We start from the raw sequence: 24318 nt of genomic DNA on the forward strand, positions 1-24318 counted from the left end.
CGGCCAGGTAGAACCACCCAGCTACCAGCTTGGGCCAACGCTGGGTTTCCGTGATGGCGTTCTGCTATATTTCGCCGTCGAAAACACAACGTGGAAGTGATAATGAGAAAATTAATCTTGGCTGCAGCCATCGTTTCTGTAACGGGCTGCGCGAGCATTGTTAGCGACTCAATCTATCCTGTCTCGGTGACGTCCGCTCCTGCAGGTGCTAGCTACGAGATATCCAGCGAAAGCGGATTAATCGTCAGTTCCGGCGTGACACCAGGGCAAGTCGTCCTTAATGCGGGCGCTGGTTATTTCGACGGTGAAAGGTACACAGTCCGCTATCGCAAGGACGGTTACGAGGACGCTTCGTCTGTGATTAACAGCGAACTCGACGGCTGGTACTGGGGAAACATCTTGTTCGGCGGGTTAATCGGAATGCTGGCCGTCGATCCGGCGACCGGCGCGATGTATAAGTTACCAAAGGCGACCACTGCCGGACTCGCCCAAAAGCAGCCGCAACTGGCGAGTGCTTCTGTCGCCGAAACAAGCAGTAAAAAGCAGCTTCTCGACGAGCTCGCAGCCGACAAGTCGCTTTCGTACGAGGAATACCAGCGGCGCTACGACATCATCATGCGACAGCAGTAACATTTGGCTTGAGCTGATGCGGACTCGTTAGGTTTAAACAGCAATGTATTCCCCGCCCAGCGGGGATGAACCGCGATCGGGATGTTCAGTGTGTGCTTGAGGACATCTTCCTGCATGCCCGCAGGGGTGCTCAGTCCTGTTTTAGGGTTTTCAGACATTAAGGCGTTTGTCCCTTTGCAGGCGAGCGCCGGTCGCCGACCAGGCGGCGCCGCGGACGAACAAGCGCCGCTCCAAATATACTTGCCAACACCTCGCGGTCGATGTTGGCACCACTGAGCACCACTCCAATGCGCTCGCCACGGTTGCGCTCGCGCTCCTGCATCGCGGCTGCCAGCGCGGCAGCGCCGGCGCCTTCGGCGAGGTTATGGGTGTCTTCGTGGAAGGCGACGATGGCATGGCGGATTTCAGCGTCATCGACGCGCACGATGCGCGCTGCGCCTTTGCGAATGATCTCCAGAGCGTCGGGAGATGGCATGCGGCATGCCATCCCATCGGCAAAGGTGTTGGCTGTTTCCGTACAGACGATGCGGCCTTGCTCGAAGCTCTGTGCATAGGCATCGGCAGCGCTGGACACCACGCCGATGATCTGCATGTTCAGGCCCAGCAGGTCGCGGGTTCGGATCATCCCGCAGATGCCTGAGCCGAGCCCGATGGGCACATAAACCCGCCGCAGGTCCGGCACCGCTTCGAGGAATTCCAGCGCATAGGTGGCGACGCCTTTGATCAGGTCCGGATGCAGTGAGGGGACAAAATGCCAGCCGTTGGCCTCAGCCAGCTCCGCGGCGCGCTGGCGGGCGGTATCGAAGTCGCGACCGTACTCGACGACCTCAGCGCCGCATGCACGCATGGCGGCGTTCTTCTCCGCCGAGTTGCCTTCAGGGACCAGAATCTGCAAGCGTAAACCCGCGTTGCGTGCGGCCATCGCCAGGCTGATGCCGTGATTGCCACGGGTTGCGGTGACGAGCCCCGGCAAGCGCGGTTCACGCTTGATCAGCTCATTGATATAGAGCACACCGCCGCGCACCTTGAAAGCGCCGGCCGGCGTGTGATTCTCATGCTTGGCCCAGACTTGGCAGCCAAGCCGTTCGGCCAGCAGTGGCCATGTGTATTGCGGGGTTGGCGGTACGCTCTGGTGAATCAGTTCGGCTGCCTGACGCAGTTGGTGTAGATCGAACATCGACGGCTCCTTGGCGGTTTGACGTCGATCCTAGGTGGCGGGCATTGTATGGGTAAATATTTATATTGCATGGCAAACAATGTGGTTACCCAAACTCGAATCTGATGACCAACCGCGCTACCTGGCGCTGGTCGATGCCATTGCATCGGCCATTGCACGTGGCGAGCTGCGGTCGGGGGATCGACTGCCGCCGCAGCGGCGGCTGGCCTGGGCGCTCGGCCTCAATCCCAGCACGGCAATGCAGGCCTACCGCGAAGCGGCGCGTCGGCATCTCGTCGGTGGCGAGGTAGGGCGTGGAACTTACGTGCTCGCCAGCAGCCGCGAGGCCAGCCTGTTCCGGCTGAAGACCCCGGAGGCCTATCCGGAACTGGTCGACCTCTCGACCAACCTGCCGGTTCTCGACCCCGACGATGACGACATGCAGCGCAGCATGGCGGCCCTGTGCGCGACGGGTGAGCTGGCGGGCCTGCAAGGTTATCCCTCAGCGCGCAGTCTGCAGCGTGGCCAGCTGGCGGTGAGCGGCTGGCTGCGTAGTCGGGCGCTTGAAATTCCGCCGCAGCAGGTGATGCTTTGTGCCGGGGCGCAGCAGGGCGTGTTCGCTGCGCTGATCGGATTGTGCGAGCCAGGCGAGCCGGTGCTGGTCGAAGCCCTGACGTCCCCCGGTATCAAGGCCGCCGGGCGTCAGTTACGACTACCGCTGCACGGGGTCGCAATGGACGCGTTCGGTATTCTGCCGGACGATCTCGACCGCCTGGCCCGCGCTACCTCGGCCCGCGTGGCCGTCCTGACGCCCTGCATGCAGAACCCGACCGCCGTCAGCATGGATACGCAGCGCCGCGAGGCTGTCGCTGCCGTAGCGCGACGGCGAGGCTTGCTGATCATCGAAGACGATATCTACGGCGCACTTGGCGACGAGCCACCTTTGGCCGCGACGTTGCCTGAACGGACCCTGCTGATCAGCAGTCTGTCGAAGACGGTCGCGCCTGGGTTGCGCCTGGGCTTTATTGCCGGACCGGACGAGTGGTTGTCGCGTATCGATCCGGAGCGGCAGGCGACCAGTTGGGCCTTGTCGACGCTATGCCTGCAGATCGGCTGCGAATGGCTTGAAGACGGCACCGCGGCGCGCCGGCTGGCCTGGCAACGTGAGCAGATGACCCGGCGTTGGCGGCTGGCGCAGAAACTGCTTGGGTCTGCCTCGTCAAATGCCTCACCGCATCTGTGGCTGGAATTGGCGGACGATCAACGTCTGCCGGTGCTGTGCCGTGATGCGGGGATCGAGGCGGCTGCAGCGGCCGTGTTCGCGGTCGGTCATGGCGCGCCCAACGCGCTGCGTCTGAGCCTGACCGCGGCGCCCAGCCTGGCGATATTGAAGGCGCGGTTGGAGTCCCTGGCGCTGCGAATAGCCGCGTCTAATCGATGATCGCAGCACTGCGGTGCTACCGCTGTCATTGATCAGCAGGCAAGATGCTTTCAACGAACAGACAAGGAAACCAACCATGATTCCAGCAGGCGAGACTCTTCGCATTGCCACCAGCGCTGAAGCGGCGGTGGACCATCTTGCCGAACTCCACCAGCATGCCACTCGCTCGCTTAACCAGGCACTCAAACGCTATGTGAAGACTCGGCAGGAGCCCGACGCCGCCGAACGCGCCCAGTTTCGCTATCCCGAACTGCGCCTGACCTACGAATGCCATGGCGAGGTGCCGGCTTCCACCCGTGCCTACGCCAAGGTGCAGGCACCGGGTGTTTACAGCGTGACCGTGACCCATCCGGCGTCGTTCCGCAGCTACCTGCTCGACCAGCTGCGACCGCTGATCAAGGACTTCGGCGTCAAAGTTGAGGTGGGCATCAGTGAGCGCAACATTCCCTATCCCTATGTGATCGAACAGGGCGACGAACTGGCCGGAACCGGCGTGACTGCCGCCGAACTGGCGCGGGTGTTTCCCAGCACCGACTTATCCGCCGCCACCGATGACATCGCCGACGGCCTGTATGACTGGGAGCATGCCGATCCCTACCCGCTGGCGCTCTTCGATGGTGCGCGGGTAGACTTTTCCCTGCGCCGACTGGTGCATTACACCGGTAGCGACTGGCGTCATGTGCAGCCCTGGATCCTGCTGACCAACTACCACCGCTACGTCGATCAGTTCATCCGTCACGGTCTCGACATGCTGCGCGACGACACCCGTTTCGTGCGCATGGTGCTGCCGGGCAACATCATCATCGAGCGCGGCATGGAAGAGGGCGAAGCCCAGGCGATTATTGGCGGTGTGCTCTGGCATCGCTACCAGATGCCGGCCTATCACCTGCAGGCCAAAGATGGCGATGGCGTCACCCTGGTGAATATCGGCGTTGGCCCATCGAATGCCAAGAACATCACCGATCACCTGGCCGTCCTGCGTCCGCATTGCTGGTTGATGATCGGCCACTGCGGCGGGCTGCGGCAGTCGCAGTCCATCGGCGACTACGTGCTGGCCCACGCCTACATGCGTCGTGATGGGATTCTCGACCGGGTGCTGCCGCCGCATATCCCGCTACCGGCGCTGGCGGAAGTCCAGCAGGCGCTACAGGAAGCCGCGGCGCAGGTGACCGGGGAGCAGGGCGAAGCGCTCAAGCGGCGCCTGCGCACCGGTACGGTGCTGACCTACGATGATCGCAACTGGGAATTGCGCTGGGCTCAGGAGCGGCCGCTGATCAACCTCTCCCGCGCGGTCGCGGTTGACATGGAGAGCGGCACCATCGCCGCTCAGGGCTATCGCCTGCGGGTGCCTTACGGGACGCTGCTCTGCGTCTCGGACAAGCCGCTGCACAGCGAGATCAAGCTGCCAGGCTCGGCCAACGCTTTCTATGAACGCGCCGTGACCCAGCACCTGAAGATCGGCATCGCCGCGCTCGATCTCCTGCGCACCCAGCTCAATTCACTGCACTCACGCAAGCTGCGCAGCTTCGACGAGCCGCCGTTCCGCTAATGCGCGGCGGCTAGCCGGACACTTAGTCCTTCAGGAAATCCGGCAACGTGGGGTCGCCTTTGGCCGGCAGGCTGTAGGCGACCACATAGTCGCCCGGCGGCGTCTCCATGAAGTGGTGGCCGCCTGCAACGATCACTAGATACTGACGCCCGTTGGCCTCATAGGTCATCGGCGTCGCCTGCCCACCGGCGGGCAGCACGTCTTGCCAGAGCACCTCACCTGAGTCGATATCGATTGCGCGGATGAGGTTGTCGGTTGCCGCCGCAATGAAGATCAAGCCGCCTGCGGTAATGACAGGGCCGCCGTTGTTCGGCGTGCCGACTTTCACCGGAAGGTGTGACGAGATACCGAATGGCCCGTTGTGGCGAGCGGTGCCCAATGGCTCGTTCCACAGCACTTTGCGGGTGTTGAGGTCGATAGCCATGATGCCGCCGAAGGGTGGGCGACTGCAGGGTACGCCTGTGAAGCCGTTGCGCCAGGCCTCGATGGACACGGCATAGGGCGAGCCCGCCTGCGGCACTGAGCCGCCAGACGAGGTGCTGCCGCCTGGTACCCCGAGTGGGACCATGCCGCGCTCGTTGGCCTCGTCGCGTGGGATGAGCTGGTCATACATGGCGATGTGGTTGTAGTTCAACACCAGGATGTTGCGGTCGGTGTTCACCGCCGCGCTGCCCCAGTCGTTACCGCCGTTGTAGCTCGGCCACTGCAGGAATGGCCTGTCCACGCTCGGCGGTGTGTACATGCCTTCATAACTGGCACGCTTGAACTGGATGCGGCACCACAGCTGGTCCAGCGGCGTCACCCCCCATGCATCGGTCTCAGTCAGCTGCTCGCGTGGCGTGGACGGCATACCGACAGAGAAGGGTTGCGTCGGTGACAGCGTTTCGTCAGGCAAAGTGCTTGCGGGCACCGGGCGCTCCTCGACGGGCGTCAATGGCTCGCCAGTGCGGCGGTCGAGCACGTAGATGTCGCCCATCTTGGTGGGTAGCACGACCGCTGGAACAGTACGTCCGTCGCCGACCGGAAAGTCGATCAGGCTGCCCTGGGAGCCGAGGTCATAGTCCCAGACATCGTTATGCACGGTCTGAAAGACCCAGCGCACTGTCCCATTGGTCACGTCCAAGGCCACCAGCGCGGTCGAGTAGGGTTTCTCGAACTCGCGGCGGTTGCCGCTCCAGTAGTCGACCGACGAGTTGCCCATCGGTACGTAGACCAGGCCGAGGGCTTCGTCGCCGGAGAAGATCGTCCAGGCGTTGGGCGTGCCTCGGGTGTAGACATCATCCCCTTCTGGCAGCCCGGTCTCGCCAGGCCGACCCATGTCCCAGGCCCAGGCCAGCTTGCCGGTGGCCGCGTCGTATCCGCGGATCACGCCGGATGGCGCGTCTTCCTTCTGGCCGTCGAGCACCTGGTGCCCGACCACCGCGACCCCGCGAACGATGGTCGGCGGCGACGTCACCGCGACGTAACCCGGTACAGAGTCGCCCATGCCTTCCATCAGATCGACGTGGCCGGCGTGGCCGAAATCGGCGCAAGGCACGCCCGTATCGGCATCGACCGCGACCAGCTCTGCGTCAAGCGTGCCCTCGATGATGCGGCGCTTGCAGGCGGTGTCATCGGGTACATCCGGCACCTCGTAGTAGCTCACGCCGCGGCAGGTGGCCGAGTAGGGAATATGGTCGGTGGAAACCTTCGGATCGTAGCGCCAGCGTTCACGACCGCTGCTGGCATCGAGCGAAATCAGCACGTTCAGCGCATCGCACAGATAGAGGTTATCGCCGACCTTGAGCGGTGTGGTTTCCGGCGCCCACTTCTTGTCGACCACTGATTGATCGGGCAGGTTGCCGGTGCGATAGCCCCAGACTGGCTTGAGCTCGGAGACATTGTCGCGATCGATCTGATCGAGCGGCGAATAACGGGTGGCTGCATTGTTGCGGCCATAGGCGGTCCAGTCGGCTGGCTCGGGGGCGCCGGCAACCGTGCTGGCTACGGTTGTGGCTGGCTCCAGCGTAGGGTCATAGGCGGTCGTTTGGGCATGGCTGAGTGGCAGCCAGATGAGGGTCATCAAGCCAAACAATCGAATCAGGTGCGTCATGCGTGCGCCTCTTTGCGAGTGTGGCGCCGCAGCACCGGAATAAAAGCCAGGGTAAGAAGGGCGATCACAGCCAGCGCCACCAGGCGTGGTATCAGCGCCCAGGGGTCAAGGCCGACCTCCCAGATAGCCCAGACAACAGTCGCTAGGAATACTGCCCAGTAAAGCCAGACGCCGCTGATGCGCCGCATGAACAGCAGCACGCCGGCAATCAGCATGCCGGCGCCAGCGATGAGGTAGTACCAGGAGCCGCCAAGCGTGATCAGCCAGACGCCGCCAGCGGCGAGGGCGAGACCAAACAGGGCGACGATGACGGCGAAGACTTTGAGCGCCCAGTATGCGAAACCGTGGGCGTGAGGGGGGTTGGACACGTTGCGCTTCCTCTGTATGACCGATGGCTGAGGCGTCGCCGGTAGCGAACCGGCGAATGTGCTCAGCGTTTGGGTCTCAGGGAGCGCTCAGGTTCCGTGATTGTTTCGTTTTGTGTCCGATCAGGCTGCGAGCAACCAGGCACCGGTCAGCGCCGACGCGGCACCGGCGATGCGCACCAGTGGGGCAGCCACCTGTGGCAGGTTGCGTGCTATCACGTAGCCGATACCGTGCAGTGCAGCGGTCGCGACGGCGAAGCCGGCAGCGTAACCCCAGGGGCTCGACAGCATGGGCAGCTCCAGGCCATGAGCCACGCCATGGCTAAGCGCAAACAGGGCGGTTAGCCCCGCCGCGAGGGCTAGCGGCGGGCGCACCGCCAATGCCACCAACAGTCCAAGGGCCAGCACCGATCCGGCGATGCCGGTTTCCATCAACGGTATTTCGAGGCCGGCAAAACCGAGCAGGCCGCCCAGCAACATCGTGGCGACGAAGGTCAGGGGTAAAGCCCAGCGTGCCTTGCCGGTTTGCTGCGCCGCCCAGAGGCCAACGGCGACCATTGCCAGCAGGTGATCAAGGCCAAAGATTGGATGGGCGATGCCGGACATGACGCCAGCGTGATCATGGCCTGTATGGGCGAACGCCAATGCCGGGCTGAGTAGCAGGGCTGCGGTGAACATCGATTTGCGCAGGTTCATCAGTGACTCCTTTGAATGGCGAATGAGGTGGTCAGGCGGCGCTGAGCATTCCTTGTTGTTCGATAAACGCGATGATCTCGTCGAGGCCCTGGCCCACCTTCTGGTTGCTGAACACGAACGGCTTGTCGCCACGCATCTTGCGAGTGTCGCGGTCCATGACCTCCAGCGACGCGCCAACCATCGGCGCCAGGTCGACCTTGTTGATCACCAGCAGATCGGACTTGCAGATGCCCGGCCCGCCCTTGCGTGGCAGCTTGTCGCCGGCCGATACGTCGATCACATAGATGGTCAGATCCGAAAGCTCCGGGCTAAAGGTGGCGGACAGATTGTCGCCACCGGACTCGACGATGATCAGGTCCAGCCCTGGGAAGCGCCGGTTTAGCTGTTCGACGGCTTCCAGATTGATCGAAGCATCCTCGCGGATCGCGGTGTGCGGGCAGCCGCCGGTTTCCACGCCGATGATGCGCTCGGGCGCCAGGGCCTCGTTGCGTACCAGAAATTGCGCGTCTTCCTGGGTGTAGATGTCGTTGGTGACCACGGCCAGGTTGTAGCGCTCGCGCAGGGCCAGGCAGAGGGCGAGTGTCAGGGCAGTTTTGCCGGAGCCGACCGGCCCGCCGATGCCGATGCGCAGGGGTTGGGTGTTCATCGTCTGTTTCCTCTTGTGAAAGCGGTGCTCATGAGCGGAACAGCCGGCTGTATTGGCGCTCGTGCGCCATGCTCGTCAGGGACAGGCCAAAGGCGGCGCTGCCCCAGTGCTCCGGCTCGATAAGGGTTGCGTCGCGCTGGGCCTGCTGCAGGGTCGGCAGCAGTTGGGAGGTCAAGCGTTGTGCCGCTTGCTGGCCGAGCGGCAGGGTTTTCATCAGCACCGCCAGCTGGTTTTCCAGCCAGCCCCAAAGCCAGGCGGTCAGTGCATCCTCGGGGCCGATGCCCCAGGCACGTGCGGCCAAGGCCCAGCCCAGGGCGAGGCCTGGTTCGTCGATGCGCTGAAACAGAGCGCGGGCAGGGGCGTCGAGTTCGGGCAGGTTGTTCAGCAGTTGCTTCAGCGAGTAGCCCATCTGCCGGCTTTCCAGCCGTAGCTCACGGGTTTCGCGACTGGCGCGATGGCAATCGGCAAGTCGCTCGAGTTCTGTCCAGTCTTCAGCCGCTGCCGCCTGGCAGTGCGCCAGCAGCAGCGGCGCTTCAAAGCGCGCCAGATTCAATAACAGCTGGTCGCCCAGCCAACGGCGGGCGCTGGCTTCGTCGCGTACTCGTTCGCATTCGACCGCCATTTCCAGGCCTTGCGAATAGCTGTATCCACCGATCGGCAACTGCGGGCTGGCAAGCCGCAGCAGCGCGAACGCAGCCGGATTCACGTGCGCACACCAAACTGATGCAGACGTGGCGCGTAGCTGAACTCGGCTTCGCCTGCGTGGGAGTGATGATGACCGCCACCGTAGGCGCCGTGCTCGGGCTGGAAGGGCGCCTCGATGGCTTCGACACTGGCGCCCAGCTGCACCAGCATGTCTTTCAGTACGTAGTCATCGAGCAGCCTCAGCCAGCCGTCGCCGACCTGCAGTGCCACATGGCGGTTGCCCAAATGATAGGCGGCGCGCGTCAGTTCGAACGCGCTGCTGCAGGTCACATGAAGGAGCTGTTCGGCGCGGGCCTTTACACGGACGATACGGCCATCCTCGGCGCGCAGGCATTCGCCGTCATGCAGAGGTTGCTGGCCGCGCTCGAGGAACAGGCCGACATCTTCTCCCGTGGTGGTGAAGCAACGCAGACGCGATTTGCTACGGGCTTCGAAGGTCAACTCCAGCTCGGCGTCGGCATTGGCCTGCGGGGAGGTGCGGTGATGAATGACCAGCATGGCGAGCAGTTCCGGTTGTGCGATTGGCACAAGCAGAGCAAGGCCCTTGCCAACCCGCCACAACAGAAGCGCCCCGCAGCCTGCAGGTTGTCCGTGCTTGAAAATGGGGCTTTAGCCGGCCCTGTTATGGTGCGCCTGCATCTAGGTCGCACCATCTGCGTGCGCTCAGTGCAGCGCACGCACCATATAGACGGCGGGTATCTGATAGCTGGCAAGGTTGCTGGCTTGGGGCGGCTCGAGTTCCGTGTGCGCTGCATAGCCGAGGCGAGACCAGAAGGCTTCGGACTCCTGCACCGAAACCAGCGCCGAGTAGCGAAGCTTCTGAGTGCGCGCCTGCTCGAGGTTTTTCTGCACCAGCGCCGGCCCGATGCCCCGGCCACTGGCCCGCCGGGATACGGCAAGGTCGTGCAGATACAGGCAGTCGGCTTTGGCGGGGGATTCGAAGTCGCCATCCAGTGGCGTCACCTTGCCGACCCGTGAGTGGTAGGCGAAGAGATAGGCGCAAACGCCCTGATCGTCCTCGGCCACCCAGGCCAGCTGCGGACAGGCGGCGAGGCGGTTGAGGATCACCGCTTCGTCCTCGTGGACTTCGGCAGCATAGGATTCTTCCTGAATCGACATCACCGCAGGTATATCGCGCACCTGCATCGCTCGTATCTTGAACATCAAAACAACACTCGGACTGAAGCGGCCGGTAACGAGGCTCGCACGGGGGCGGCGATCATACGCGATTGTCGGGCGAGCGGAGCGGGCGCCGACAGACGTAGCGCATTACAGCCTGACGGGATGACAGTTGCGTGATCAGGTCACGAATCGACGTTCAGCAGACGCATCGACGAGTCAGAAGATGGACCTGCGTGGCAGTCTGGCGCGCACCTCTTCTGGTCGGATCGACTCACGTCACCGCTGACGAAATGCCGATTTATGGGCATAATTCATAGCTTGCTACCTATTGTCGCGGTTTCCCTCATTGAATAACTCTCACCGGCCCCTGCTTGGCGTGTCGCTGATTCTGGTTTCTTGCCTGACGCTCGCCAGTCACGATGGGCTGTCCAAGTATCTGACGCAGCTCTACCCCGTGTTTCTGGTTATCTGGGCGCGTTATATGGCGCAGACGGTGCTGATGCTCACCTTGTTCACGCCACGCATGGGGCGTCGTGTGTTTCATACCCTGCGGCCGAAGCTGCAGATCTGCCGTGGCCTGAGCCTGGTCAGCGTCAGCATGCTGTTCATCAGCGGTCTGAGTTACATCCCACTGGCCGAAGCGACTGCAGTCATCTTCCTGACCCCATTGCTGGTTACCATCGCGTCCGCCTTGCTCGGCGAACAGGTCAGTCGTGCCCAATGGCTGGCGGTCGGCTGTGGGCTGATCGGCGTGATGATCATCGTGCGGCCGGGCGGAGCCTTGTTCACGCCGGCGATCTTGTTGCCGTTCGGCGCGGCGCTGAGCTTCACGGTCTATCAGTTGATCACCCGTCGACTCAGCGCCACGGATCATCCGGTCACCAGCAACTTCATCACCAGCGTGGTTGGCAGTCTGGTGATGAGCGTGCTGGTGTTCTTCAACTGGCAGACGCCAACGCTGCATGACGCGCTGATGATGGCCGGGCTCGGTGCCATGGCCATGAGCGGTCATCTGTTGCTGACCAATGCGTTTCGCTTTGCCAGCGCCGCTGCGCTGGCACCGTTCACCTATTCGCAGATCATCTTTGCCGGGGTGGTAGGCCTGGTTGCCTTTGGACATACGCCGGATTTCGGCGCCATTGTCGGCATGGCCATCATCATCGCCAGCGGGCTGGTCATGGCGTATGTGCAAGGGCGACAACCGCGCCCGGCGCTTTGAAACACCGAGACGTGCAATAGGCCGTCCGTACCACTACCAACACTGAACAGACAAGGGCGACTCGACCCTTGCGTGCGATTCATCAGGAACCCCCATGCAACGTATCTCTCATCACACCCTGCGCAGCGAGTTCCGTCGGCTGCTGGCCTCCGATCGCTGCTACCACACTGCATCGGTATTCGACCCGATGTCGGCGCGTATCGCCGCCGATCTGGAATTTGAAGTCGGCATTCTCGGTGGCTCGGTCGCCTCGTTACAGGTCCTGGCCGCGCCGGACTTTGCGCTGATCACTCTGAGTGAATTTGTCGAGCAGGCGACACGCATCGGCCGCGTATCGCGGCTGCCGATCATCGCCGACGCCGACCATGGTTATGGCAACGCGCTGAACGTGATGCGCACGGTGGTCGAGCTGGAACGCGCAGGCATCGCGGCGCTGACGATCGAAGATACCCTGCTGCCCGCCAAATTTGGGCGCAAGTCCACCGACCTGATTGGCATGTTCGAAGCGGTCGGCAAGATCCGTGCGGCGCTGGAAGCACGCATCGATCCTGAACTCGCGATCATCGCGCGAACCAATGCGGGTGTGATCGGCCTGGAAGAGGTGATCGCGCGCGTGCAGGCCTACGAGGCAGCTGGCGCCGATGGGATCTGCCTGGTTGGCATCGAGGATTTCGAGCAGCTGGAGCAGGTCGCGGAAAAACTCAGCGTACCGCTGATGCTGGTGACCTATGGCAACCCCAAGTTGCGCGACAACAGCCGTCTGGCTGCGCTTGGCGTGCGCATCGTGGTCAACGGTCACGCGGCCTACTTTGCCGCGATCAAGGCGACCTACGACTGCCTGCGCGAGCAGCGTCAGATCGATGCGTCCGATCTCAACGCCTCGCAGCTGTCGGTCAAATACTCGACCGCCGAGGAATACATGGTCTGGGCCGAGGAATACATGCAGGTCAAGGAGTGACCCATCCCGCCTGGCGGCGCGCGCCGCCGGGCCTCTTTTCGATGCGTTAGCGGAGATCCGATGAGCCCACGCCTGCTGACCTTCATGGTGGCATTCGCCGCCTTTCTCGGCCCGTTCACGCAGACGGTCTACGCACCGATTCTGCCGGAGTTGGGCGAGGCGCTGCAGACGACGCCGCTGCTGATCAACCTCAGCATTTCGATCTTCACCTTCGTTTTGGCGTTCATGCAGATCGTCTACGGCCCGCTGGTGGATCGAAGTGGCCGCAGGCGCACCCTGTTGCTGGGGCTGGCGTGCTACATCGGCGCGTCCATCGGCTGTTTTCTCTCGACCAATATCGAGACGCTGCTGGTGTTTCGTGCGCTGCAGGCGGTGGGCATCGCTGCCGGTGCGGTGGTAGCAGTGACGGTGATCGGGGATCGGTTCGAAGGCGCCGAGCGTGTTCGGGCGATGGGCTCGTTCCAGATGATGGTGGCGCTGGGGCCGGTGGTTGGCCCGGTGGTGGGCGGCTTCATTGGCGAGCACGTCGACTTCCATTACGTATTTCTGCTGCTCGCGGTGGTCGGTGGCGTTGCGCTGCTGAGCAACGCCATCTGGCTGCAGGAGACCCGCCCGGCCGGGAGCACGTCTCGCGCCTTTCATCTCAGGGAGTACCTGGATGTGGTGCGCAATCGCCAGGGCCTGGCGATCATGGTGCTGAGCTTTGTTCAGTACTACGCGTTCTACAACTACCTGGTGTTCATGCCACGCGTCCTCGATGCCAGCTACGGGCTGAGTGCCAGCGAAAAGGGCTTGGTGTTTCTGCCGCTGTCGATTGCTGTTGTGATCGGCAGCTTCGCCGGTGGACGACTGTTGGGGCGCTGGCGTCCCCGTCCGGTGCTGGTGACGACCGCGGCACTCAATGCGCTCAGTCTGCTGCTGTTTCTCGCGGTTGCGCAGTGGTCACTGGCGGCGCTTGTGGTCGCGGTGAGTGCGTTCGGGCTGTTTCTCGGCCTTTCGCTGCCGGTGCAGACCAGCCTGCTGATGGACCTGTACCCGCACAATCGCGCCACCGCCGTGGGCAGCTACAACTTCTTCCGCTTCATGGGCATGGCCACCGGGCCGGTACTTGGCTCATGGCTGTATCAGGACGGCAATCTTGGACTGCTGTATGGCTTTGCGGCCACGGCCTTTCTGGTCGCCGTATGGCACGCGAGGATGCGTTTCAAGCAAGGCTGATCGGAGCATCGTTAGAACAGCGACCGCTCGGCCTTGAACATGAAGTAGCTCTCGCAATAGGTGTTCTGCCCCGAATAGACGCCGCACTCGCGGCCGCGAAGGCTCGAGTCGGTGTAGGAGAGATCCAGGCGCACGCCCAGCCAGGGGCGAGACAGGTTCAACGACCAGTCATTGAACACTTCAACACTGCCACCGGGGTGGTACATGGGACTATCCATCGAGTGGCTGGCATATTTCAGGCGCAGGTCCAGATCGAGTGGGCTGAGAGCACCCAGCTCCAGCAGCAGGGTGCTGTCGGTGCGCCCCGGTCGGCTGCTCAACGCGCCACCCAGCCTGCTGCCAGCCAGGTTGAAGCCTGCATAGACTTCGTGACGATCCGCTCCGTCCAGCTCGGGGAAACTGTAGCGGATCACGCCCAGCTCGTAGCCTGGCGCCTGGTCGAAGCGGGGCTGGACATAGCCGATGTAGCTGTCCAGCTCCAACTGGTTGCCCTCGATGATGCCCATGCTGGGCGCCCACTGGCCGACATACAGGCCACTGTCGTGAGTCAGGTCCAGTCCACCGCGGAAGGTGCTGGCGGCCGTCGGGTTCACCAGCCCTTGGGCCATGCTACGGGTGGGGGCCGTGCCGAGTCGCAGGTCGAATTGGCCGACTTCGCGTTCAAGCACTTCCGGCTGGCTGGCGCATCCGCTCAGGCCAATTAACAGCGCCGGCAGGATCTTTGTGTGCATCACCGCTTCCCTGGGGGTGTGTTTACAGAAGGCCGGCGGGCGACCTCGATGAGGCAAGTCCCGAGATAGAGCATCTGTAGTGGGGCTTGCCGTCCAATCGGCTGGAAGGATAGACAATGCAATGTGGCGCCGAGGTCCGTTCGTCGATTTGACGCCAACGGATCGACGGGTGGTTTTTCGATTGGCGGCACGGAATGCGCGTCACGCCAGTTGCATTACTGAACGGTGCGCGGGGTAGGTGTTCCAAGCTAGAACACTGTTAGACCTGGCTTGCTGGGAGGTCGCGATGGCTACGGGTTGGGCGAATGAGGGTGCGGTTCAGGAACAGATCGACAGCACCATCGAAGATGCTGTGCAGCGAGCGCGCAGTCGGCTGGGGCAGGGCGAGAGCCTGACGCACTGTGAGGAATGCGACGCGAAGATTCCCGAGGCGCGGCGGCAGGCTGTGCCTGGTGTCAGGTTGTGCGTCAAATGCCAAACCGAACGGGACAAGCAGGAAGCCAAATTCAGCGGTTACAACCGCCGCGGCAGCAAGGACAGCCAACTGCGCTGAGTGCGTGACAAAAAACGCGCCGGTAAGGGCGCACTCGGCGCTCCTGTGCCTGTCACACACCGCGTCCCCACAGGTTCACGGAAGAGGAATATACCCATGATGATTTTCGAAGCGTTGCGCCAAAGCCACGACATCCAGCGTGATCTATCTGAAAAGTTGGTACAGACCCACGGCGACAGCGCCGAGCGGCAAGCGATTTTCGCTGAGCTCAAGCACGAACTCTGGGTGCATTCGGTGGCCGAAGAGCGGCATTTCTATATCCCGCTGATGCGTGATGACAGCGGGGTCGACCTGTCCCGTCATGCGATCGCCGAACACCATGAAATGGATGAGATGGTCGAGGCGCTGGAAGAAACCGATCCCAGCAGTCCGAGCTGGCTTGTGCAGGCACGCAAACTGTCTGACAAGGTTCATCACCATCTTCAGGAAGAAGAGCACAAGTTCTTCCAGATGGCCGGCAAGATCCTCAGCGATCAGCAAAAGAGTCAGCTAGCCGGTGCGTACCTGGGCGCTTACGACGTCATGAAGGCTGAACTCGCCTAGAGCGCATGCGCTTCGGTAGGCATGCTGAAAACGAAGGTCGTGCCCGCTTCGGCTGTTGACTCCGCGCGCATGCTGCCGCCATGCGAGCGCGCAATTTCATTGGCAATGTAGAGCCCCAGACCGAGGCCGGACTGGCTGCTTGAGGGCTCACGCCAGTAAGGCTGAAACAGATGATCCAGCCGTTCCGGTGGAATCGGCTCGCCCTGGTTGTTCACCGACAGCAACAGCCATCCATTTTCGATCACCGCGCGGACCTGTACCCGGCCATCCGGTGACCCATGCACCAGCGCATTGGCGAGCAGATTGGACAGCAACTGCGCGACGCGATCCGCATCGCAGCGGACCCCGTCGAGCGGAGCGATGTCGGCTTCGATTGCGCGTTGCGGATTGGCGCTCTGCATCTCCGAAACGATATGCGTCAGGGTGACGTGAAGGTCCTTGCATTCGCGGTTCTGCAGCGGAATTCCATTGCCCAGCCGGCCGCGGGCGAAGTCCAGTACATCGTCAACCAGGCGTGATGCGCGACGGGTCGCAGTGAGCATGTGCTCGGCAATGCCGGTGATCGAGGCGTCCTTCGTGCGCCTCATCAACAGCTGCGCGCCGGACAGAATCGAGGAGAGCGGATTGCGAAGGTCATGCCCGAGCAGGGCGATGAATTGCTCCCGCAGCTCGGCCGTCTGCTGTGCATCGAGCAGGGCTGCCTCGGTGGCTTCGAATTGCTCTTGCGCCTCCAGCTGAATGGCCAGCAGCTTGGCGAACGATTCCATCATCGACAGGATCGGCATTTCCGAAAGATTCGCAGGCAGCGGATCGAGCGCGCAGACGGTGCCGAAAAAACTGCCATCGGTGCGAAACACTGGGGTCGAAATGTAGCTCTCGAAGCCATACATCTTGGGCGTGTGATGGTTGCAGTAACGCCCGTCCTCACTCACCTTGCTGATGATGATGGTTTCGTGAGATGCGCGGATTTCGTGGCACAGCGTAGTGGTCACGTCCAGCTCGCCGCCGACCTGCAGACCAAAGTTGATCCGGTCGAGCACGGCGCACGCTGTCCAGGAGTCTTCGGTAACTCGCGCAACGGCAGCGAACCGTAACCCGGTGGTCTCGGAGATCACCTGGAGGATCGCCGGCACGGCGTTGATACGGCTGATCGCCGAAATGTCGTCGGTTATCGATCGTTTCATTCGGTGTCATGGCGGCGCGTGATGGTGGCCGTGCACTTTATCACGCACCGTTTCGAAGAGCGGAATCGAGCCGACTATCTGCCGAACCGACCCGCCCAGGGCGTTACGCTTGGGTCGTCAGGGTAGGGTTAGCAACGGCCGGAACGATCTGTTTGCGCATCAGCAGGTAATGCACCACGGCGCCAAACAAGGCGCCCAGCAACCAGGCGAAGCCCGACAGGCTTTCCAGCCCCGGTGTCCAGACCGACGCAACGGAAAAGATCGAGCTCACGCCAAAGGCGATGACCGCTTTACGGTTCCAGCCGGCATTGAAGTAGTAGGTCGAGCCGGGTTCCGCGCAGAACAGTTGTTGTACGTCCAGCCGCTGCCGACGGACCAGGTAGTAATCGGCGACGATAATGCCGTATAGCGGTGCCAGCACGGCGCCCAGCGTATCGACGAAGGCGGCGATGCCCACCGCACTGATGAACGATACCCACAACGCACCGATGAAAAACGCGATAGCGGCGGTGATGAAACCGCCGGTGCGGGCGCTGATGTGTGCTGGCGCCAGATTGGCGATGTCGTAGGCTGGCGGGATGAAGTTGGCGACCAGGTTGATGCCCACTGTGGCGGCAAAAAAGGTAATCGCAGCAATCAGCGTGAGGCCGACGTTGTCGATGCGCGCAACAATATCGGTCGGGTTGGTCAGCGTCTCGCCGAACACCACCACGGTGCCGGCCGTGATAACCAGGGCAATCAGCGAGAAGATCGCCAGGCTTACCGGCAGGCCGAGAAAGTTGCCAATGCGCATCTGACGTTCGTCCTTCACGAATCGCGCGAAGTCACCGTAATTGATTACCACGGCCGCAAAGTAAGCGACCATCGTGCCGACCACCGCGGCGAACGCAGCAATCGGCCCGCCAGCGTATGTACCAGTGCCACTGAAGATGCTGCCCAGTGCGCCAGCCAGACCTGGGCCCGCCTTGTAGCAGATGGCAATCATCATAGCGATCATTACCAGATAGACCAACGGGCCGGCCCAGTTCAGAAAGCGCGTCACCCAGTCCACGCCCCTGACGAACAGCGCAACCTGGAAGACGCAGACGATCACGTAGGCGATCCAGTCGATGGTGGTCAGTCCCAGCAGGGTCGCCTCGGACCCAGGCCCTGCCAGTGTGCGAATCAACAGCGCCACCGCGGTCGAGGCGAAATAGGTCTGCACCCCGTACCAGAAGATCGCCACGATGCCGCGCACCACAGCCGGAAAGTTAGCGCCGCGTACGCCCATGCTGGCGCGCGCCATGACCGGGAAGGGGATGCCGTATTTGACGCTGGGTTTGCCGGTCAGCTGCACCAGCCCCATGACGATGAAACCCGCCAGCACGATCCCGGCAAGCACGGCCCAACCGTTCAGGCCGTAACTGATGAACAGCGTCGCGGCGAGGGTATAGCCGAACAGACTCTGGATATCGTTCGACCACACGTTGAAGATCTCGAACCACCCCCACTTGCGTTTGGCGGGGGCGAGCGGGGCGAGGTCCTCGTTATACAGAGTGGGGTCTATCTGCTTGATGTGGAAATCGTCGTGATTCATAGGTGGGCGCTCTGTACATGGTTGTTGTCGATTGTTGTATGCAGTTCTTGTTCCGCGTACGGCAGAGTCCGAGGCGTCACGAGATGGATTGCTGAGTTCAGCCGCCCCCCGTTGCCGAAAGCGTAGACGTTGCGGCGGGTTTTGCTCGTGGGTTTTGTATACAAGCCTTGGTGCGGAATGGGTGTGGCAGGTTCGGTAAGCGCGTTCGGAGTGCACCAATGGCTCGCACGAAGTCGCGTGATGCTCCAGAGCTGTGCTTAGTTCAGATGATGCGGAGAGGGTACAACCTGGGGTGAGGGTGCGTTGATACCAACGAAACGGATGCGTGGCGTTGCAGGCTGCTTTCCAGAGGTGAACGGCGCAACGCGAGAGGGTTACAGTCAGCCGCTCTGGCACGGTAGTGATGCTTGTAGCCGAGTCACAGCAGGCAGTGTTGGTCAGCCGGCCCCGGATGGTGCGGCGGTCCTGGCCAGTAAACAAAACCCCAGGCCCATCGTGGAGGTCTGGGGTTCTGATATCGCCCGAACTGGCAGACGCGGTGCGATTAGCGCTGCGTTACAGTCGCGGTGTTGCTGGTGCCCATTTGGCTGATGTTGGCGGAATTGGAAAATCCTGCCTGATCCACGGTGGCGATATTGAATGCGCCGTCTTGCAGCACATTGATCCTGCTCGATTCGCTGGTCTGGTCGATCGTGGCGAGGTTTTCGCTGCCCAGCTGCATCAGGTCAACGGTGCTACCAAGACCTGATTGATCTACGTCAGCGACGTTTTTGTAGCCGGTCTGACTTACCAGAATAGAGCTCTCTTGGCCGAGTTGATCGATGAAAGCGTCGTTGCTTTCGCCGGCTTGATCAACGGTGGTGTCGTTGAGTGCGCCTTCCTGGTTGAGCTCGACATCATTGTTCCAACCGGTCTGGATTACGTCAGCGATGTTCAGGAAGCCAGCCTGAGCGACGGTGGTGTCATTGTTCCAGTTGTTCTGGGTAATGGTGACCTGGCCTTCCGTGCCGGTCTGGGTAACGGTCGCGTCGTGCCATGCGCCGTCCTGGGTCACCTGAGAAAGATTGTCCTGACCGGATTGGTTAGTAGTAGCGGTGTTCCTGTGGGCATAACCGGTCTGGTACACCTCGGAAGTCTGGCCGACCCCTTCCTGATAGACAGTGGCGAGCTGGTTCTTACCCGTTTGATTGACGGTCGCTTCACTGCTGGCGGCGAAAACCTGGCTAGCGGACACCGCGAGGACGGCAGCGAACAGCGCGTTGAATTTGAACATTGGTTGTCTCTCCATGGATTTTATCGGTCGCGCAGCCGGTTTGTCGTTCTTGGGCTACGCGGTTACCCGCAGCGCACAGCGTTCCCTGAAGCGGTGCCAGCAATGCCTACCTTGAGCCTTGGTAGCTGGGGCCGCTTCGCTTCCCTGCCTCCTTGGGGCGGGTGTTGCGCTTGGGTAGTCGAGAAGGTAGTTCAGTGCCGGGTTTGCCCAATCAACCGTACGGTTGAATTTCGCGCGTTAATCAACGGGCAGAGCGAGTCGACAGGCATTTAGCCTGGAGAGTGGTCTTTGCTTTTTTGGGGGGGCGGAATCGTCTTGGGTGGTTCGGGCCCCGATCGACGGGGCCCGAACCGCGCGGCTTTAACCGCACCTCGGCCGGGGCCGCTCCGCTTCGGCCCACCACTGTGAGTGACGGTGGGGCCGCGTATTCGACGGGTTGAGGCAGGCTGAGGTGTGCAGCAGTGCCCGCTGCGCGATGGGCCACCAACGCGGTTAGAAGAGGAAATAGCGCTGCGCCATGGGCAGTACGTCCGCCGGCTCGCACCAGAGCAGCTGACCATCGGCGCGAACCTGGTAGTTCTGCGGGTCGACCTGGATGTCCGGCGTGTAGTCGTTGTGGATCAGGTCCTTCTTCTGCGCCGAGCGGCAGCCTTTCACCACGCCGATCTTCTTCTTCAGCCCCAATTGTTCGGGCACGCCGGCATCGAAAGCGGCCTGGCTGATGAAGGTGAAGCTCGATGCGTGCAGCGAGCCGCCGTAGCTGGCGAACATCGGCCGGTAGTGCACCGGTTGCGGCGTCGGGATCGAGGCGTTGGCATCGCCCATCAGGCTCGCAGCGATGGCGCCGCCCTTGAGAATCAGCGTCGGCTTTACACCAAAGAACGCCGGGCGCCAGAGCACCAGATCCGCCCACTTGCCGACCTCGATGGACCCGACCTCGTGGCTGACGCCGTGGGTGATCGCCGGGTTGATGGTGTACTTGGCGATGTAGCGCTTGGCGCGGAAGTTGTCGTTGCCGGCGCCATCACCGGGTAGGGCGCCGCGCTGCTTCTTCATCTTGTCGGCGGTCTGCCAGGTGCGGGTGATCACTTCGCCAACGCGGCCCATGGCTTGGCTGTCGGAGCTGATCATCGAGAAGGCGCCGAGGTCGTGCAGGATGTCCTCGGCTGCAATCGTCTCGCGGCGGATACGGCTCTCGGCGAAGGCCACGTCCTCGGCAATGCTCGGGTCGAGATGGTGGCAGACCATGAGCATGTCCAGATGCTCATCGATGGTGTTGCGGGTGAATGGCCGCGTCGGGTTGGTCGAGCTGGGCAGCACGTTCGGCAAGCCGCAGGCCTTGATGATGTCCGGCGCATGGCCGCCGCCGGCACCCTCGGTGTGGTAGGTGTGGATGGTGCGGCCCTTGAACGCACCGAGGGTGGTCTCGACGAAGCCGGATTCGTTCAGGGTGTCGGTGTGGATCGCCACCTGCACGTCGTACTGGTCGGCGACGTTCAGGCAATTGTCGATGGCAGCCGGGGTGGTGCCCCAGTCTTCGTGAAGCTTGAGACCGATGGCGCCGGCCTTGACCTGTTCGATCAAGGGTTCGGGCAGCGAGGCATTACCCTTGCCGGTGAAGCCAATGTTCATCGGGAAGGCGTCTGCGGCCTTGAGCATCATTGCCATGTGCCAGGGGCCAGGCGTCACCGTTGTGGCATTGGTGCCGGTGGCAGGGCCCGTGCCGCCACCGATCATGGTGGTGACGCCGCTCATCAAGGCCTCCTCGATCTGCTGTGGGCAGATGAAGTGGATGTGCGAGTCGATTCCGCCGGCGGTGAGGATCATCCCTTCACCGGCGATCACTTCGGTCGCGGCGCCGATGGCAATGGTCACGTCCGGCTGGATGTCCGGATTGCCGGCCTTGCCGATGGCGGCGATGCGCCCGTCCTTCAGGCCCACGTCCGCCTTGACGATGCCCCAGTGGTCGAGGATCAGCGCGTTGGTGATCAGGGTGTCGACCACATCCGCGGCGCACAGCTGACCCTGGCCCATCCCATCACGGATCACCTTGCCGCCGCCGAATTTCACTTCCTCGCCATAGGTGGTGAAGTCCTTTTCGACCTCGATCCACAGCTCGGTGTCTGCCAGGCGCACCTTGTCGCCGACGGTGGGGCCGAACATGTCGGCGTAGGCTTGGCGGGAAATCTTCATTGAGTCTCATCCTGTCCGTAGGGTGGACAACGCGAAGCTTGTCCACAGCAATTTGGGTGGTGGAAAAGCCTTCGGCGTTTTCCACGGGGTGGCCATCCACCCAACGAATAACGCTGCGTCAGAGTGCGCCCATCACCCGTCCGGCAAAACCGAACACCCGGCGGTCCCCGTCCAAATCGACCAGCTCCACGTCGCGGCTCTGGCCTGGCTCGAAGCGCACGGCGGTGCCGGCCGGAATGTTCAGCCGCATGCCACGCGCTGCGGCGCGGTCGAAGGCGAGCGCATCGTTGGTTTCGAAAAAGTGGTAGTGCGAGCCAACCTGAATCGGCCGGTCACCGCTGTTGGCCACGTTCAGGGTCAGCGTGCGGCGGCCGGCGTTGAGCTCGATGTCGCCAGCCTGGATCTGGTATTCGCCGGGGATCATGGCTCGGACCTCCTATCTAACGTCAGTTGCATCACGGTCAGGTCCAGCCAGCGGCCGAACTTGCAGCCCACCTGACGCATCTGCGCGGCGTGGATGAAGCCCAATTGCTGGTGCATATGGATGGAGGCGCGGTTCTCGCTCTCGATGGCGGCGATCATCACGTGCTTGTCCAGCTGCCGGGCGCGCTCGATGAGGGTCTGCATTAGGCTGCGGCCGATGCCGCTGCCGCGGTGGTCAGGGCTGACATACACTGAGTTTTCGACGGTATGACGAAAGCCGTCGTGGGGGCGCCACGGGCCGAACGAGGCGTAGCCGGCTACCTTTTGCTCGTCATCGATGGCGACGAGCACGGGATAGCCTTGTTCGTGGCGCTCGGCCAGCCAGGCGCGGCGGTTGTCGAGATCGACCGGCTGGTCGTTCCAGATCGCCGTGCTGTTCTGTACCGCGTCGTTGTAGATCTCTAGGATGCCTTCGAGGTCGGCGTCCAGGGCGTCACGTATCTGCACGTTTAATTCCTTCCAAGCGTTTCGGGATCATCATCGTTGCGGCCATGGCCGCAGTACACATTGACCCGTGTTTCAAGCGATTGGTTGATGCACGGTGACCAGCTTGGTGCCGTCCGGGAAGGTGGCCTCGACCTGGATCTCCGGGATCATTTCCGGCACGCCTTCCATGACCTGATCACGAGCCAGCAGTGTGGTGCCGTAGTGCATCAGCTCGGCGACCGTCTGGCCATCGCGGGCACCTTCGAGCAGCGCGGCGGATATGTAGGCCATGGCTTCCGGGTAGTTGAGCTTTACACCGCGGGCGAGGCGACGCTCAGCCACCAGCCCTGCGGTAAAAATCAACATCTTGTCTTTTTCTCTCGGCGACAAATCCATAACGGCTCCAATCGTGGCGGTGGATATCGCTTTTCGCATCCACCGGCTGGTGGTGGCAACCACACAGCGAATTTCGGGCGGCCATGCATCTGGTGCTGGCCGGCGTAGGGTGGGTAACGGCGGAGCCTTACCCACCGCAGTTCATGTACTCCAGATCCTCGGTGGCACCGCCTCGCGATCGAGCAGTTCAGGTCGCAACAACCGCCACACGTCGATCAGCCAGGCCCGTGCATGCAGCGCCTCGCCAGCCAGGCAACGCCCAACGAGCATGCCAGGCAACTGTGTCAGATCGCCCCGCACTCGGTTCGGTAGTTCACGGCAGCGCTCCAGCAGCTCGGCACTGATCTCGCCACTGACAATCATGGTGGCGAATACCGGTTGGCCGTCGAGACCGATCGGCGAGTCCAGTAGCCCGTCGTTGCCTGTTACACGCTGACGCTCGTGCCAGAGCAGTTCGCCGTCGCGGCTGATGTTCAGTTGGGCCTGGAAATGGCCAGCGTCGAAGCGCTCGCCGCTGGCTGGTCGGCCTAGCGCAATGATGTCCCAGTAGAACAGCCTGGCGTCACCCTCCAGTTCGATGGAGGTGCTCAGCTCCGCCTGCGCAGCGGAGTAGACGATGGTTTCTTGTGGCAGCCATTCCAGCGTCGCGCCGGCCTCGACGCGCAAGTGCACGTTCTGAAACGCCGGGCCGCCAGCGCGATACCACTTCGCCGCGCCGGGGCTGGTCAACTGGGCCCAGGCGCCGCTGCCGACCGCGACACTGATGTCCAACCGGTCACCCCCGGCTATCCCGCCCGGCGGGTGCACGATGATGTGCTGGCAGACTTCCGGCCCTTCCGGGTAAAGATGCTTCTGGACCCTCAGCGGGCCGCTGTGGCGCCGAAGCACCGGACGCGTCGAGTCGTCGAAGCGGGCATAGCCCAGTTCGAGTTCGGCGTTCCAGTGAGGCGTGAACAGCGGAGTCAGAGCAGTCATGAACCGTGAGATCAGCAAGTGGTTGAACCAGCCGAGCAATAGTCGTGCCTCTCGCGCCAGAGCGGTGCGCGGCGCGGTGCTTACTAGCCTGGTGGGCGAGTAAAGGAGCCGGTCGACGGTGAGGTTGCCGGCTTTTGGTGCCCTCCAATGGTGCGCGCGAAAGGTTTTGCGCAGCGAGTGATCCACGT

General features: G+C 62.3%; 25 protein-coding genes. 8 read left to right on the top strand and 17 right to left on the bottom strand.

The window, feature by feature from the left end; translation table 11 throughout:
* Positions 1 to 102 precede the first annotated feature (102 nt).
* Positions 103 to 630: a hypothetical protein gene (locus ACIGHL_RS12375; protein WP_181690013.1), complete on the top strand. Its 528-nt coding sequence runs from the start codon at positions 103 to 105 to the stop codon at positions 628 to 630.
* A gap of 157 nt (positions 631 to 787) precedes the next feature.
* Here ACIGHL_RS12375 and ACIGHL_RS12380 read toward each other — a convergent pair whose 3' ends face one another.
* Positions 788 to 1807: a threonine dehydratase gene (locus ACIGHL_RS12380; protein WP_128120721.1), complete on the bottom strand. Its 1020-nt coding sequence runs from the start codon at positions 1805 to 1807 to the stop codon at positions 788 to 790.
* Positions 1808 to 1886: 79 nt separating this feature from the next.
* On the opposite strand from ACIGHL_RS12380, the gene ACIGHL_RS12385 reads away from it, so the two are divergent.
* Positions 1887 to 3227, top strand: coding sequence for an aminotransferase-like domain-containing protein (locus tag ACIGHL_RS12385; protein ID WP_128120722.1), 1341 nt, complete (start codon positions 1887 to 1889; stop codon positions 3225 to 3227).
* Positions 3228 to 3303: 76 nt separating this feature from the next.
* Positions 3304 to 4776 (top strand): AMP nucleosidase, encoded by a 1473-nt coding sequence (gene amn / locus ACIGHL_RS12390; RefSeq protein ID WP_128120723.1) that lies wholly within the window; start codon positions 3304 to 3306, stop codon positions 4774 to 4776.
* Between the two features lie 22 nt (positions 4777 to 4798).
* On the opposite strand, the gene ACIGHL_RS12395 is transcribed toward amn, so the two are convergent.
* The 7 genes from ACIGHL_RS12395 to ACIGHL_RS12425 all read right to left on the bottom strand — a co-directional run bounded on the left by ACIGHL_RS12395 (position 4799) and on the right by ACIGHL_RS12425 (position 10426).
* A complete protein-coding gene (locus ACIGHL_RS12395; protein WP_128120724.1) occupies positions 4799 to 6868 on the bottom strand; it encodes a pyrroloquinoline quinone-dependent dehydrogenase in 2070 nt (689 codons plus the stop codon).
* Positions 6865 to 7236, bottom strand: a complete 372-nt coding sequence (locus tag ACIGHL_RS12400) for a glucose dehydrogenase (RefSeq protein ID WP_128120725.1) — start codon at positions 7234 to 7236, stop codon at positions 6865 to 6867. Before ACIGHL_RS12400 ends, ACIGHL_RS12395 begins: the two co-directional genes overlap by 4 nt.
* Before the next feature lie 120 nt (positions 7237 to 7356).
* Complete coding sequence (locus tag ACIGHL_RS12405; protein ID WP_128120726.1) at positions 7357 to 7929, bottom strand: HupE/UreJ family protein; 573 nt, start codon at positions 7927 to 7929, stop codon at positions 7357 to 7359.
* A gap of 31 nt (positions 7930 to 7960) precedes the next feature.
* Entirely contained in the window at positions 7961 to 8575 is a 615-nt protein-coding gene (gene ureG, locus ACIGHL_RS12410) for an urease accessory protein UreG (protein ID WP_102837447.1), read from the bottom strand.
* 28 nt (positions 8576 to 8603) lie between these two features.
* Entirely contained in the window at positions 8604 to 9281 is a 678-nt protein-coding gene (locus ACIGHL_RS12415) for an urease accessory protein UreF (RefSeq protein ID WP_128120727.1), read from the bottom strand.
* Positions 9278 to 9778 (bottom strand): urease accessory protein UreE, encoded by a 501-nt coding sequence (gene ureE / locus ACIGHL_RS12420; protein ID WP_128120728.1) that lies wholly within the window; start codon positions 9776 to 9778, stop codon positions 9278 to 9280. The genes ACIGHL_RS12415 and ureE overlap by 4 nt, the downstream gene beginning before the upstream one ends.
* A 165-nt stretch (positions 9779 to 9943) precedes the next feature.
* Positions 9944 to 10426 carry a GNAT family N-acetyltransferase gene (locus tag ACIGHL_RS12425; protein ID WP_128120773.1) on the bottom strand — a complete coding sequence of 161 codons (483 nt, stop codon included), beginning with the start codon at positions 10424 to 10426 and terminating at the stop codon, positions 9944 to 9946.
* 322 nt (positions 10427 to 10748) lie between these two features.
* On the opposite strand from ACIGHL_RS12425, the gene ACIGHL_RS12430 reads away from it, so the two are divergent.
* From ACIGHL_RS12430 to ACIGHL_RS12440, 3 genes are all read left to right on the top strand, one after another.
* Positions 10749 to 11621 carry a DMT family transporter gene (locus ACIGHL_RS12430; protein WP_128120729.1) on the top strand — a complete coding sequence of 291 codons (873 nt, stop codon included), beginning with the start codon at positions 10749 to 10751 and terminating at the stop codon, positions 11619 to 11621.
* Positions 11622 to 11715: 94 nt separating this feature from the next.
* Complete coding sequence (locus tag ACIGHL_RS12435; protein WP_128120730.1) at positions 11716 to 12579, top strand: isocitrate lyase/PEP mutase family protein; 864 nt, start codon at positions 11716 to 11718, stop codon at positions 12577 to 12579.
* Positions 12580 to 12639: 60 nt separating this feature from the next.
* Complete coding sequence (locus ACIGHL_RS12440) at positions 12640 to 13797, top strand: MFS transporter (RefSeq protein WP_216707141.1); 1158 nt, start codon at positions 12640 to 12642, stop codon at positions 13795 to 13797.
* A gap of 11 nt (positions 13798 to 13808) precedes the next feature.
* Here the strand turns inward: ACIGHL_RS12440 and ACIGHL_RS12445 are convergent, their stop codons facing one another.
* Positions 13809 to 14528: a TorF family putative porin gene (locus tag ACIGHL_RS12445; RefSeq protein WP_128120731.1), complete on the bottom strand. Its 720-nt coding sequence runs from the start codon at positions 14526 to 14528 to the stop codon at positions 13809 to 13811.
* Positions 14529 to 14814: 286 nt separating this feature from the next.
* On the opposite strand from ACIGHL_RS12445, the gene ACIGHL_RS12450 reads away from it, so the two are divergent.
* On the top strand, positions 14815 to 15081 hold the full coding sequence (locus ACIGHL_RS12450) for a DksA/TraR family C4-type zinc finger protein (RefSeq protein ID WP_045424134.1): 267 nt from the start codon (positions 14815 to 14817) through the stop codon (positions 15079 to 15081).
* A 96-nt stretch (positions 15082 to 15177) separates the two neighbouring features.
* A complete protein-coding gene (locus ACIGHL_RS12455; protein WP_128120732.1) occupies positions 15178 to 15624 on the top strand; it encodes a hemerythrin domain-containing protein in 447 nt (148 codons plus the stop codon).
* Here ACIGHL_RS12455 and ACIGHL_RS12460 read toward each other — a convergent pair.
* The 8 genes from ACIGHL_RS12460 to ACIGHL_RS12495 form a co-directional block, all read right to left on the bottom strand.
* Positions 15621 to 16808 (bottom strand): GAF domain-containing sensor histidine kinase, encoded by a 1188-nt coding sequence (locus tag ACIGHL_RS12460; RefSeq protein ID WP_128120733.1) that lies wholly within the window; start codon positions 16806 to 16808, stop codon positions 15621 to 15623. The two genes, ACIGHL_RS12455 and ACIGHL_RS12460, sit on opposite strands and share 4 nt — an antisense overlap.
* A gap of 103 nt (positions 16809 to 16911) precedes the next feature.
* Positions 16912 to 18384: an NCS1 family nucleobase:cation symporter-1 gene (locus ACIGHL_RS12465; protein WP_128120734.1), complete on the bottom strand. Its 1473-nt coding sequence runs from the start codon at positions 18382 to 18384 to the stop codon at positions 16912 to 16914.
* A 544-nt stretch (positions 18385 to 18928) separates the two neighbouring features.
* Positions 18929 to 19657 (bottom strand): hypothetical protein, encoded by a 729-nt coding sequence (locus ACIGHL_RS12470; protein WP_128120735.1) that lies wholly within the window; start codon positions 19655 to 19657, stop codon positions 18929 to 18931.
* A 492-nt stretch (positions 19658 to 20149) separates the two neighbouring features.
* Positions 20150 to 21850, bottom strand: a complete 1701-nt coding sequence (ureC, locus tag ACIGHL_RS12475; protein ID WP_128120736.1) for an urease subunit alpha — start codon at positions 21848 to 21850, stop codon at positions 20150 to 20152.
* Positions 21851 to 21968: 118 nt separating this feature from the next.
* Positions 21969 to 22274, bottom strand: a complete 306-nt coding sequence (locus tag ACIGHL_RS12480) for an urease subunit beta (RefSeq protein WP_128120737.1) — start codon at positions 22272 to 22274, stop codon at positions 21969 to 21971.
* Complete coding sequence (locus ACIGHL_RS12485) at positions 22271 to 22780, bottom strand: GNAT family N-acetyltransferase (protein ID WP_128120738.1); 510 nt, start codon at positions 22778 to 22780, stop codon at positions 22271 to 22273. The genes ACIGHL_RS12480 and ACIGHL_RS12485 overlap by 4 nt, the downstream gene beginning before the upstream one ends.
* A 72-nt stretch (positions 22781 to 22852) precedes the next feature.
* Entirely contained in the window at positions 22853 to 23155 is a 303-nt protein-coding gene (gene ureA / locus ACIGHL_RS12490) for an urease subunit gamma (RefSeq protein WP_127840168.1), read from the bottom strand.
* A gap of 141 nt (positions 23156 to 23296) precedes the next feature.
* Positions 23297 to 24130 carry an urease accessory protein UreD gene (locus tag ACIGHL_RS12495; protein ID WP_128120739.1) on the bottom strand — a complete coding sequence of 278 codons (834 nt, stop codon included), beginning with the start codon at positions 24128 to 24130 and terminating at the stop codon, positions 23297 to 23299.
* Between the last annotated feature and the right edge of the window lie 188 nt (positions 24131 to 24318).

The sequence above is a fragment of the Pseudomonas sp. NPDC077451 genome (assembly GCF_044543345.1).
Classification (GTDB): domain Bacteria; phylum Pseudomonadota; class Gammaproteobacteria; order Pseudomonadales; family Pseudomonadaceae; genus Stutzerimonas.